Raw genomic sequence first — 12555 nt, forward strand, 5'->3', positions numbered from 1 at the left:
ACCGTGGAATTTTACTTCTGCCTCTGTATAGGGGGTAGAAGTTTTTTTATTTATAAATAATTCTTTACATGAAAGTATTAAATAAAAAGGGGGGATAAATTGTGAAGAAATTATTTAATAATCTTATTTTTAAACTTGTTTTAGGTGTTATATTAGGAATAATAATAGGCACATACTCTTCAGAGGGGCTTATGTCAACAATTGTGACAATTAAGTATGTATTGGGACAAATTATATTTTTCTCTGTTCCACTTATTATTTTAGGATTTATAGCTCCATCTATTGCTAAATTAAAAGATAACGCAAGCAAACTATTAGGATATGCTGTTTTAATAGCTTATTTATCTTCAGTTTTTGCTGCTATTCTTTCAATGATTGCAGGATATGCATTAATACCTAAATTATCTATAGTATCTAATATAGCATCATTAAAGGAATTACCAGAACTTATATTTAAATTAGATATACCACCAGTTATGAGTGTAATGAGTGCGTTAGCTTTAGCATTACTTTTAGGATTAGCTGTTGGATGGACAAAGGCTGATTTAGTAGAAAAGCTTTTAGATCAATTTCAAGCTATAGTACTTAGTATTGTAAATAAAATAATAATACCAATATTACCATTTTTCATAGCAACTAACTTTGCAGCTTTAGCTTATGAAGGAGGATTAAGTAATCAACTTCCTGTATTCTTTAAAGTTATATTAATTGTATTATTTGGTCATTTTATATGGTTAACAATTTTATATTTAATAGGTGGAGCAATATCAAAAGAAAATCCATGGGAAGTTGTAAAGTATTATGGACCAGCATATCTTACTGCAGTAGGTACAATGTCAAGTGCAGCAACATTACCAGTAGCTTTAGAGTCTGCAAAGAAATCAAAGGCTTTAAGAGAAGATATAGTGGATTTTGCAATACCATTATGTTCAAACATACATTTATGTGGTTCAGTTCTTACAGAAGTATTCTTTGTAATGACAGTATCTCAAATTTTATATGGTAAGATTCCGAGTTTACCAACTATGATATTATTTATAGTATTATTAGGGGTGTTTGCAATCGGGGCACCAGGAGTCCCTGGGGGAACAGTAATGGCATCATTAGGTTTAATAATTAGTGTATTAGCCTTTGATGAGGCTGGGACAGCTCTTATGTTAACAATATTTGCTCTTCAAGATAGTTTTGGAACAGCATGTAATGTAACTGGTGATGGAGCAATAGCTCTTATGCTGACAGGTATAGCAAAGAAAAAGAACTTATAATACAAAAAGGTGTACTTTTATAGTACGCCTTTTTATTTTTAATTAAATAATAGGGATTATACATGAAATTAAGGGGGTAAAAATAATCACTTTAAATCAATAGATATATAATTTGTGTAATTTTAAAAACTAATAAATAATGTGTTTAAATTCACAAAAATACAAGATTTGACTAAAATAAATAGTAAGAGAATTTATAAATAAGTGTATATTTTTATAATTATTTATAGAATTTAACTTTAAAACATGAAGATTAATATGAATATTTTATACTAGTTTTATATTTATGAAAGGAGGTAATTATCAGCTTTAAATAGGTTGATAAGTATTTATGCGAAGTAGAGTTAATAAAATAAATAATCGTACAGTTGCTGCTTTAGGAATAAAAAGTTTAGATGAAAATTTAGAGAAAAGTATAGTTAATATAATAAATTGTAATCCAGAATATATTATTTTAGGGTGTAGTGAAATTCCTTTTACAGAAAGAATTTTGAAAGCTTTAAACAATGCTAATTGTCCTAAGATTTTAATACTTACCTTTAACTATAGGTTTAGAAATCAAAGAGAGATAGTTAATGAAATTAAATTTATGAAAAATTTCCCTGAAAATAATATAGCAATTATATTAAATTCAGTAAATGATTCTAATTTTATCTTAACGGATAAAATTTGTTATATATCTTCAGGAAGTTTAAATAATAATGGTATAGCAAACAATGTAAATTCCTATGAAATAATGAATGACAAAGATTGTAATTATAAATTATGGGAATCAGAAATCTTTGATTTTATAAATAAAGAAATAATAAATTACAGGAGTAATAATCAAAGGGAGCAAATAGAATACATTTTAAAGGAACTTAAAAAAAGGTTGTTTATCAATATTTCTAATAATTCCAATATATTAAATGAGGAGTATATATACATTCTTCTAGATATATTAAATAGCATAGATAGATTTATTATGATAGGAACTGATGTTTATCAATATTTTGATAGGGATTTTTTAGACATAATAAAGAGTAATAAAAAAATATTAGCTAAAATAAATTCCATAAGAAATGAATTATTTAGAATACTTTTAAACATCAATGAAGGAAAGAATGATATTAATAACAAGATTTTTAATTGCTTAAAAAATGAATTTTTAGTTCTTTTAGAAGAATTAGAGGAGTTAATAAATTTAAGAGAAAATAAATATCATAATTCTATCATGTCATGGAGAAAGGATGAAAGTATAAGCTCATTTTTATCAGCTAATAATACAATTAATAATTCTTTGATTAGGAAATTCTATGAAAGAATTATTTTAAATTGTGAAAGATAAGGAGTAGTGATAAAAGTGACTAATGTAAAGAATAAATTTGCACTAGGAAATTATACAAAGGGAGCAGTTAAGAGCTTTGAAAAGAATATAGTTAGCGAAAGGGATTATTTAGAAAAGATAAAGAAAAATAAATAAAGTGTTTACTCTAATAAACAATAATAATTAATTTATTATTGTTTATTTTTTTATAAGTATATTTTTAGCTTATAATATAAATATAAAACTTAATTATAGTATTATTCTAGAATTTACTATAAAAATAGTATAAGTTTTTGACAAGAGGTGATAAAACATGTGGAAGAAACAAATTATGTATCTTAAAATGTTTTTGATAGTGGTAATTTCTATACTAATATTTGTTTTATTATTTGGAAAAGAAAATCTTTTTATTGGATTAGCCGCTGTTATTACAGTTACTACAATGTTTGGAGAGGATTATACAATAAATCCAATACATCATACATTATACTTTACTGGAGTTGAACTTTTTGTAGGTTTAGGAGCATATTTTGCAGGATTAAATCCTATTTTAGGGGCCATAATGACTTTAATTGTATCATTCTTTATATACTTTTCTTTTACTTATGATACAAAGCCTACTAAAGCCTTAGGATTTATACAGTTATATTTATTTTTATTATATGAACCAGTTACAACTAGTGAATTACCAAAAAGAGTATTTGCTTTAATTTTTGGTGGTATAGTTATAATGACACTTTACTATACTTTAGCTAGATATAATTTTAATAATATATTTAACAAATCAATAAAAGGGTGTATTAATTCATTAATTGAAAACTTAAATGAATTGATAAATACTGGTTGTATAGAAAAAGATAATAGTGAAAAGGTAGCTTTAATGATTAAAGAACTTGAGATAAAGGTTCATGAAAGATTGGAATTAGATAAAAATCAAGTTTATTCTATATATTCAAAAGATTTAATAGTAGTTTTTCTAAAGAGAGTATCAAGTCTTTCATCTGAAGCTATGAAGAGAGAGGTTAATAAGGAACTTATTAAAAAGACCATTGAATTACTTAAAAATGTGCAAGACTTTATAGAGGATGGAAATAAGGAAAAGTTAAAAAATATACTAAATGAATATTATAATTATTTAGATTCTTTTAAGTTAAGAGATGATTTAGATAGGTATAGCTATTACAATGCTAAATTAAGTGTAAAGGAGTTTTTACAAGGACTTAATGTGAAAGAAAATCAGATTGAAAGCTATTCAAATTATATTGCAAATTTTTTAAAAGCTTTAAAATCTAATTCAAATAATTTTAGAAAAAGCCTAAACATAAGATCTCTAAGATTTAATTTGGCAGTAAAAGCAGCCATAACATTGGCTTTTTCAGTATTTATAGTAAATTACTTTGAAATTTTTCAAGGTAAGTGGGCATTATTCACTATTTCCTTATTATTAATTCCCTATGCGGAACAAAGTAATAAGAAGGCAAAGGCAAGGGTTTTAGGAACTATAATAGGAGCAATTTTATTTAATGTAATTTTTTATTTTATTCAGTCAAATGTAATACTGATATTTGCTTTTATAGTTGTTTGTATATACTTAAGTATGTCTGTTGTTTCTTATAAAATTAGATGTATATTTATAACATTAAATGCATTATTAATGGCTGGGGTAATGGACCCATCACATACTCCTTATTATGTGCTAAGTGAATATAGGGTATTTTTTATCTTAATAGCATCTATAATTGTTGCTATAGTAATGAATTATATTTTCCCTTATAAAATGAAGGATGAAACTAATAAAGCAATAAAATTATATGTTTATTTAAATGAGAGAATACTAGATGGTTTAATAGAAGAAAATTCAGATAAGGAAAAATTAATATTATCTTTTTTTGAAAGTTATAGAATATGGAAGAAGATAAATTATAACAATAAAGAGATGAAATCAGAGCAAATTCAAGAGTTATTGATATTGCAAAATGATTTTGTATCAGATGTAAACTTCTTAATAAAAAGCCCTATGATACATAATAATAAAAGCTTATTTAAAAAGAGCTTTGAAGACTTTAAAAATTATACTAAGAAAAAAGACTTTGAAGATTTAGCAATAGAAGATTTAGAGAAGGCAAAAACAGAAGAAGAGAGATTAATACTTGTATTGCTTTATAAGCTTTTCTATGTGATAAAAGAGATGAGAAAGTTAAGTGATTTAATATGTAAAGAATAAAAATGGCATATATCAAAATATAATATAAAACTTACAAACATATTCCGAGAATTACTAGATTTCGCTAAGAATTTATAATTATTACTCCGAAGATATTACTAAAACTTCGAAACTTGCTTCGTTTCGAACAGTCTCAGTTTTTTTACGTAATATCTTCTCCATAATAATTTAAATTCTAAAGCTCATCTAGATATTCTCTTCATACTGTTTGTAAGTTTTATAAAAAGTTATTCTGATACAGCCTTTTTTATTCTTCTGGCAAAGTTAAATCGCAGGTTGAAAGCATATTAAGGGTTTCATTTACATCATGCTTAACTCCAGCAAGGATTACTAGGTCATTTTCCTCTAGAATTGTATTAGCATTAGGCATAAACTCATGGTCATCTCTTACCATTGAGAAAATCCTACATCCTGTAGGTAACTTACAATCCTTTAAGGCTTTACCTATATACCATTGGCTACTAACAAGTACTTCACGGATTATTATTTTTTCATCTTCTTCTACAGTATCATTAGTATCTCCATTAAGTGTAATTAATTTTTCAAATAGTATCGGGAAGAAGATACAAGTTATTACTGTGGTAACTACGAAAGCAGAGTAGTCTGCAGCAGTTATGTATCCTAAATTCAATGCCATTTGAGAACCAACTATAACTAAACTAAGCTGGGCTGTTAATAACATAGATGCTGCTAAGGAATTTCTCTTTCCATATTTCTTTTTAAGTAAAAGTGATGGAATGAATTTTACTAAGAAGAAAATTAGTATAAACAAAGGTATTTTAGCAATTGATTGAGGATTTTCAACAACTGCCTTTAAATCAACATTAACTCCTACCATTATAAAAAATATAGGAATTAAAAAACCATACCCAACCACATCTAATTGGTGAGAAATTTCTTCTTTGGCTTTCCCAACTATTAATGAAAATACCATACCAGCTAAGAATGAGCCTAGAATTATCTCAGAGTCTACTTTTTCAGCAACAGCAACAAGTACCAAAACAAGAACAAAGGCACCTCTTACGCTAAGGTGAAGGTTTTTAAAGGCAATAGTAGAAAAATCATGAACTTTAAATATAATCTTTGATAAGAAATATACTACTATAGCCACTGCAAATATTATTAAGAAAGTAAAACTCTTTAAGGTAATACCATTTACTGCAACAGAGGCCACAAAAGTAACACCTATTAAACTTACTAATTGAGTTATTATTCCAAAAACAAGTAAAGTTTGACCATAACTACTATTTATTATGTGTTTTGTTTTTAAAATAGGTACAAGTAATCCAGGAGCAGCAGCTGTAAATAGCAATGCAAAGAATATATACCCTTCTGAAATACCTGCAAATTTTAATGTAAATGATAAAATTATAGCTGTTATTATAGATACAATAAACATCTTTATACTAGTGAATAACTTAGAATCCTTTAAAAGTTCTCCCTCCTTAGGTTTAAGCTCATCAAAATCTATAGCAAGACCGCTTAAAAACATTAAATAAGCTAATCCTAAGTTTGATAAAAATAAAATCCAAATATCTGGTTTAATTATGTTTAAAAAACTTTTACCCAATAATATACCTATAAATATTTCCCCTACTTGATAAGGGATATTTACTCTTTTTAGCCTTGAAACTAAAAATGGAGTAAAAAAGGCTACTACAGATAAGATTAACAATGAATCATAATTTATAGTTTCATTCATAAATAAATCCTCTCTTTTCTTTAGTATTTTATATTAAATTTAAATAACTAAGTTCATATATAAGGATTTTTTCTCTTGAGTCATATTCATACTTATTAGGAATCTTTATTTCCTTCTTTAAAGAAAATGGAGTGTAGTTTTCTAAATAGTATATGTAATCATCAGAGGGATAATAAAGTATAATATCTACTGGTCTCTCATGATTAGATACAGAATCAAGAATATTTCCAACAACTTTTATAAATATTTGCTCTGAAAAGGGATTAAAAAAGTAAAATTTATTATCCTTTGAATCTATAGGATACCTTTCAGCAAAACAATTTATAAAATTTAATTTATCTTCCTTAACTTTATTTTGTGATAAATAAGATTTTTTATTTCCTAAGCATTCATTAAAAAAAAAGTTATTCATCTCTATTCCTGTAACTTTAATATTTAAAAAGTAATTTAAATAGAAATTAAGTCTTCCTTTACCACAGCCAAAATCGATTAAGGAATCTTCTTTAGAAAATTCATATTGAGAACACATAGCTTCTAATACATCATAAGATGTAGGTTCATATCTATTGTAATGTAGAGATTCATTAAATATTTTTTGTTCTCCAGAAGTTTTTATGTTTAGTAATTTTTCAAAATATTGTTCTTTCATTTTCTCCTCTTTCATAAAAATTTAGTATTTAAATTTACAATTATCAGTATAGTATTTTACCTTAAATAGGGCAAGGTAAAATTTAGGGTGAGGAATTCTTAGTTAATTGAAAATACTTTATGTAAATTAAACTAAAGAAGAGATAATAGATTTATAGAATGGAAATTTAATGTTGGTCAAATTTTTATAATTAGATACAATAGTAAATGAATGTTTAAATACATAGGAGGAGTTTTAATGAGAAGCAATTATCATACACATACATATAGATGTAATCATGCCACAGGAACTATTGAAGATTATGTTAAAGAAGCTATAAAAGCTAATATAGATGAAATTGGAATTTCTGATCACTTACCACATCCAGGTAAGAATATAGATAATTATCACAGAATGGCTTATGAAGATTTAGAGGATTACTTTGGAAAGATAGAAGAAGCTATAGAAAAGTATGGAGATAAAATATCAATAAAAAGATCCATAGAATGCGAGTATTTCCCAGACTTCGGATGGCTTTATGAAGAGCTAAAGGAGAAATATAAGGCAGATTATTTAGCTTTAGGAGTACATTTTTTCCCTTATAAAGGAGAATGGGTGTATGTTGGAACAATAGAATTAACGCCAGAAATCCTAATGATTTATGCTGATTTTGTAGTGGAAGCAATTAAGAGTGGATATTTTTCATATTTAGCTCATCCAGATTTATTTGGAATGACATATAGAAATTGGGATAAACATGCAGAAGAGGCCTCAAAAAGAATTTTAAAAGCTGCAGAAGAAATGGATATGCCTATAGAAATAAATATAAATGGAATGAGAAGAAATAAACTTTCTTATAATAATGGAGAAAGATATCAATATCCAATAAAAGAGTTTTGGGAATTATCTAAGGAATACAATGTTAAAAGAATAGTTGGAATTGATGCTCATAATCCAGAAGAAATGCATGATTTAGATATGGGGTTAAACTTTGCTAAAGAACATGATTTAACTATTATAGATAGATTAGAATTTAATAAATAAAAAAATAGGAGCTTAGTTAAGCTCCTATTTTTTATTTATATGTTGTTTTACTTGATGGCTCATTGGATTCATATGGAGTGTTTTCATTAGCTTTATTTTTAACTTTTTCATTATAATTATTTGAACATGGTGAGATGGAATCAGTTTTATGTTTCTTACAGTTTTTACTCATGATTTGGCCTCCTATTTATTGTGAGAAAGTTTTGATCTTTTAGTATATTTTTTACCACTTGAATGGGAACCTTTTTTATGACCATTTTCAATTCCTATTTCAGAACCAGCTTCTGAATACATTTTTCTTTTCTCAGCATTTGATTTAGGTCTATCTTTTAATCTGTTTTTATTATTATCCACCTTTTATTACCTCCTTAATATTTAGCTATATTTTTATTTAATATTGACTTTTAAATTAAAATACCATTAAAGCAGAACTTAATTATGGTTTAAAAATCAATATAGGTTTAAGATTTTAAATCTTGATAATAGCTTATCCATTTATATATTTCATATAACAGGCAAAAGGGTGAATTATATACGTTTTTTGGTAATAATAAAAAAGGCATGTATTAAAATAATTTTTAATAAAACTTACAAATATATTTTCATAGACATTATATTCATAATACTTGTAAGTTTTATTTTTATATTTTCATACAGCCCATTATTTTGCTATTTAAACTTTATACATGTAGGAGATGGAATAAATATATCATTTTTTAAAAGTTTTAGTGTTCCATCTGGATTTTTAAGATAAATTGTTAGGTTATCTGATTTTTCATTTGCAATGATTAAGAACTTATTACATGGACTGATTTCAAAATCCCTAGGGAAATCACCATGTGAACTATAGTGATTTATAAGTGATAAAGAACCAGTTTCTTCATTTATTCTAAAGGCTGATATTCCATTAAAGCCTCTGTTAGAAACGTATAGGAATTTATTACAAGGACTTATTTTTATTGCAGAACCAAAATTTTGTCCTCCAAAGCCATTAGGAAGTACATGAATATACTGAACTAATTTAAATCCTTCTTCTCCTAAATATTTTAATATAATGATTTCAGAACTATTTTCACATATAACATATGCAAACTTTCCATTCTTTGAAAATTCTATATGCCTTGGACCGCATCCTTTAGCACAATAAAAACTTAGATTTTCAATGTAACTTAAGGTATTATTAGAATTAATTTTAAAAAGTTCTATTCTATCCATACCTAAATTTACAGCACATATAAATTTATTATCTGGAGTTATTGATGCAAAATGCATTTTTGAATCATCTTTATGAGAAAATGCACTTAGTGAAGTATCTATATCAAAATTCTCATTTAATGAATAAGTATTAATTGATTTTTCATGATAATTACTTGAAACTATTAAGGATTTATCTGCAATTATATTAATATGACAAGGTTTTTTACCTTGAAGTAAACTAGCACCTGTTAATTTTAATGAATAATCCTCTTCTATATTATAAGAAGCAACACCACCTAGGGTATCTAGAGAAAATGGGTTCCCAACTGTATATAGTTTATTGTTATGTATGCACAAATAAGTAGGATTACCAAATCTAGCTACTAAGGATAAATCTTCAATATTTCCTTTATCAGTATCTAGACATAATCTATAGATACCTTCACTAGCCCCATTTGTGTAAGTACCTATATATGCAATAGATTTGTTCATTTTTAAAGCCCCCTCTGACTTGAGTATATTGTTAATTTTACGTTTTATTTGTATGATATAAGATATATTAACAATTTTTATAAATAATATTAAAGATTAAATATTATTTGTTATACCATATAAAACAAAAATAGTAAAGAATATAAAATAAAAAACATATATAATTTTTAACGTTTAGATTTTTTTAATGGAGGACAAAGATGAAGAAGACTATTGGTATATTAGCTCATGTTGATGGAGGAAAAACCACTTTTTCTGAGCAACTTTTATATCATACAAAGAGTATAAGAAATAGAGGAAGAGTTGATCATAAAAATTCTTATTTAGATAATAATGAAATAGAGAGGGATAGGGGGATAACTATATATTCTGAGGTGGGGAAATTTTCTATAGAAAATCAAGAATATTATCTTATAGATACTCCAGGGCATATAGATTTTTCACCAGAAATGGAAAGAGCTATTAGTGTTTTAGATTATGCTATTTTGATTATAAGTGCAGTAGAAGGGGTTCAGGGACATAGTGAAACAATATGGGAATTATTAAATAAGTATAAGGTTCCTACTTTTATTTTCATAAATAAGATTGATAGAGAAGGAGCAGAAGTAAATAAAGCTATAAATGAAATGAAACACAAACTTAGTGAAGATATTATTTTCTTTTCAAGTAAACTAGAGGAGGGGACTATAGAAGAAGTAGTTGAAAGCGATGAGGACTTACTAAACTTATATTTAGAAGGAAATTTAAGTGAAGAAGAATTATTAAATAAAATACCAAGCATGATAAAGGAACTTAAAATTTTTCCTTGCTTATGTGGTTCTGCTTTACTAGATGAGGGCATAGAAGATTTTATAAGGTGGTTTCACAACTTATCATTTACTAACTATGAGGAAAGAGAAGATTCTTTTAGAGGAAGAGTTTTTAAAGTAAGACATGATGAAAAGGGAAATAGATTAACTTTTATAAAAGCTCTAAGTGGAACTTTAAGAACTAAGGAAGAATTGACATATTTAAAAGAAGGAAAAGAGTCTTTAGAGAAAGTAAATGAAGTTAGAATATATAATGGAAGTAAATATGAACTTGTAAATGAAGTCAGGGCAGGAGATATATTTGCGGTGGTAGGAGTTAAAGGACTAGAATCAGGTGATGGGATTGCTATAGAAAATATTGATTCATATGATATGATTCCTACTTTGAAGTCTAAGGTGGTTTATAGAGAAGGGTTAAATCCAAAGGAAGTACTTTCATGGTTTAAAATTTTAGAAAGTGAAGAGAGTACTTTAAGTGTATCTTGGGATGAAAGATTAAAAGAAATTCACGTTAATATTATGGGAAAAGTTCAATTGGAAGTTCTTAAAGAAGTTATGAAAAATAGATTTAATGAAGAAATAGAATTTGGAACTCCAGAGATATTATATAAGGAAACATTAAATGAAGAAGTGATAGGATATGGCCATTTTGAGCCTTTAGGACATTATAGTGAGGTTCACTTAAAAATTGAGCCTGGGGAAAGAAATTCAGGAGTAGTATTTGAAAATAAGTGCCATGCAGATGATCTTACACCAGGAAATCAAAATTTAATAAGGACTCATATATTTGAATGTGAGCATAAGGGAATATTAACAGGTTCGCCTATTACGGATCTTAAAATAACCTTATTAACAGGAAGAGCTCACAATAAACATACAAGTGGTGGAGATTTTAGAGAAGCTACCAAGAGAGCTTTAAGACAGGGATTAGAAAGTGGGGAAAATAAACTTTTGGAGCCCTATTATAAGTTTAAAATAGATGTGGATCTTAACCTAATAGGAAGAGTAATGAATGATATACAAAGGATGAATGGAGAGTTTAAGGATCCTATTATAGATGGAGAGAGAGCAACCATAGAAGGAAAGGGGCCTGTTTCTACATTTACAAATTATGGTATGGAGTTTCAGTCATTTACTAAGGGAAAGGGAGGACTTTCTCTTAAGTTTCATGGGTATGATTTATGTCATAATGAAGAAGAGATTATTGAAAAGAGGGCATATGATAGAAATGCAGACATTGATTATACTTCTACTTCTATATTTTGTTCAAAGGGTCAAGCTTATTTAGTTAAAGGAGAAGAGGCAAAAGAACATATGCATTGTTTAGTTTAGAGAAATTTTTGTTTTTAATATGGCTTTGTATAAACTTTAAAGAAATTTATGAAATTAAAATTTAACTAAATTATATTGATTAGACAAAAATATATAGCTTAGTTATAATTTATAGAGAAAGTTTAAACTATTTAAGATGAATTAATTTTCTATGAGGTGAAGAAATGGAATTAGTAAATATTTATGATGAATATAGAGAAGTAAATAAAAATTATGTAGATTTTATAGAGGAACTAGTAAATAAAAATTTTGAAGGATTTAGCGAAGATTTTGTAATGGGCAATCTAGAAAATTTTCAAAATTCCATTGGAGATTTAAAACTAAAGGCTGATGATCTTCAGGTTGAGGAAGAAAATAAAGATAATTTAAAGGATTTAAAATATTTAATTGTTGATACATTATTCCTTACCTTTGATTTAAATAACTTTTATAAGCTTAAAGAATTTGAAAGATTTAAAATGAGATTTGCAAATTATGTTAACAAAAGAAGAAGAGATGAGATGTTAAAATCTTTTTAGAATAAAGAGAGGGCTTTTATCAAAAAATAATAATAAAA

11 protein-coding genes are annotated in these 12555 nt (G+C 26.4%); 6 read left to right on the forward strand and 5 right to left on the reverse strand.

The window, feature by feature from the left end; translation table 11 throughout:
- Positions 1-101 precede the first annotated feature (101 nt).
- The 3 genes from GOM42_RS06150 to GOM42_RS06160 all read left to right on the forward strand — a co-directional run bounded on the left by GOM42_RS06150 (position 102) and on the right by GOM42_RS06160 (position 4795).
- Complete coding sequence (locus GOM42_RS06150; protein ID WP_003464716.1) at positions 102-1265, forward strand: dicarboxylate/amino acid:cation symporter; 1164 nt, start codon at positions 102-104, stop codon at positions 1263-1265.
- Positions 1266-1596: 331 nt separating this feature from the next.
- Positions 1597-2592: a hypothetical protein gene (locus GOM42_RS06155; protein ID WP_110077422.1), complete on the forward strand. Its 996-nt coding sequence runs from the start codon at positions 1597-1599 to the stop codon at positions 2590-2592.
- Between the two features lie 292 nt (positions 2593-2884).
- Positions 2885-4795, forward strand: coding sequence for an FUSC family protein (locus GOM42_RS06160; RefSeq protein WP_110077423.1), 1911 nt, complete (start codon positions 2885-2887; stop codon positions 4793-4795).
- Positions 4796-5042: 247 nt separating this feature from the next.
- Here GOM42_RS06160 and GOM42_RS06165 read toward each other — a convergent pair whose 3' ends face one another.
- The gene (locus GOM42_RS06165; protein ID WP_011590614.1) at positions 5043-6497 is read right to left on the reverse strand and encodes a cation:proton antiporter; all 1455 of its coding nucleotides are present in this window, start codon (positions 6495-6497) and stop codon (positions 5043-5045) included.
- 28 nt (positions 6498-6525) lie between these two features.
- A complete protein-coding gene (locus GOM42_RS06170; RefSeq protein WP_003474694.1) occupies positions 6526-7146 on the reverse strand; it encodes a methyltransferase in 621 nt (206 codons plus the stop codon).
- 237 nt (positions 7147-7383) lie between these two features.
- Between GOM42_RS06170 and GOM42_RS06175 the strand changes: the two genes are divergently transcribed.
- Positions 7384-8169 (forward strand): histidinol-phosphatase, encoded by a 786-nt coding sequence (locus tag GOM42_RS06175; RefSeq protein ID WP_011590615.1) that lies wholly within the window; start codon positions 7384-7386, stop codon positions 8167-8169.
- A 31-nt stretch (positions 8170-8200) separates the two neighbouring features.
- Here GOM42_RS06175 and GOM42_RS06180 read toward each other — a convergent pair whose 3' ends face one another.
- The 3 genes from GOM42_RS06180 to GOM42_RS06190 form a co-directional block, all read right to left on the reverse strand.
- Entirely contained in the window at positions 8201-8341 is a 141-nt protein-coding gene (locus tag GOM42_RS06180) for a hypothetical protein (RefSeq protein ID WP_003456369.1), read from the reverse strand.
- Between the two features lie 11 nt (positions 8342-8352).
- Positions 8353-8523, reverse strand: coding sequence for a hypothetical protein (locus tag GOM42_RS06185; protein WP_011590616.1), 171 nt, complete (start codon positions 8521-8523; stop codon positions 8353-8355).
- A 315-nt stretch (positions 8524-8838) separates the two neighbouring features.
- Positions 8839-9858 (reverse strand): lactonase family protein, encoded by a 1020-nt coding sequence (locus GOM42_RS06190; protein WP_011590617.1) that lies wholly within the window; start codon positions 9856-9858, stop codon positions 8839-8841.
- Between the two features lie 200 nt (positions 9859-10058).
- On the opposite strand from GOM42_RS06190, the gene GOM42_RS06195 reads away from it, so the two are divergent.
- Together GOM42_RS06195 and GOM42_RS06200 are read left to right on the forward strand one after the other, a co-directional pair.
- Positions 10059-11999: a TetM/TetW/TetO/TetS family tetracycline resistance ribosomal protection protein gene (locus GOM42_RS06195; protein WP_011590618.1), complete on the forward strand. Its 1941-nt coding sequence runs from the start codon at positions 10059-10061 to the stop codon at positions 11997-11999.
- Positions 12000-12163: 164 nt separating this feature from the next.
- Entirely contained in the window at positions 12164-12517 is a 354-nt protein-coding gene (locus GOM42_RS06200; RefSeq protein ID WP_060795459.1) for a hypothetical protein, read from the forward strand.
- The last annotated feature ends 38 nt before the right edge of the window (positions 12518-12555 follow it).

Source organism: Clostridium sp. 16K-1-R1 (assembly GCF_023921145.1).
GTDB classification, from domain to species: Bacteria; Bacillota; Clostridia; order Clostridiales; family Clostridiaceae; genus Sarcina; species Sarcina perfringens.

What these genes read in the sequence shown, in the direction of transcription:
- GOM42_RS06195 (WP_011590618.1), top strand. Translation starts at nt 10,059, where the DNA reads ATGAAGAAGACTATTGGTATATTAGCTCATGTTGATGGAGGAAAAACC.
- GOM42_RS06160 (WP_110077423.1), top strand. Translation starts at nt 2,885, where the DNA reads ATGTGGAAGAAACAAATTATGTATCTTAAAATGTTTTTGATAGTGGTA.
- GOM42_RS06190 (WP_011590617.1), bottom strand. Translation starts at nt 9,858, where the DNA reads ATGAACAAATCTATTGCATATATAGGTACTTACACAAATGGGGCTAGT.
- GOM42_RS06170 (WP_003474694.1), bottom strand. Translation starts at nt 7,146, where the DNA reads ATGAAAGAACAATATTTTGAAAAATTACTAAACATAAAAACTTCTGGA.
- GOM42_RS06175 (WP_011590615.1), top strand. Translation starts at nt 7,384, where the DNA reads ATGAGAAGCAATTATCATACACATACATATAGATGTAATCATGCCACA.
- GOM42_RS06165 (WP_011590614.1), bottom strand. Translation starts at nt 6,497, where the DNA reads ATGAATGAAACTATAAATTATGATTCATTGTTAATCTTATCTGTAGTA.
- GOM42_RS06155 (WP_110077422.1), top strand. Translation starts at nt 1,597, where the DNA reads ATGCGAAGTAGAGTTAATAAAATAAATAATCGTACAGTTGCTGCTTTA.
- GOM42_RS06180 (WP_003456369.1), bottom strand. Translation starts at nt 8,341, where the DNA reads ATGAGTAAAAACTGTAAGAAACATAAAACTGATTCCATCTCACCATGT.
- GOM42_RS06200 (WP_060795459.1), top strand. Translation starts at nt 12,164, where the DNA reads ATGGAATTAGTAAATATTTATGATGAATATAGAGAAGTAAATAAAAAT.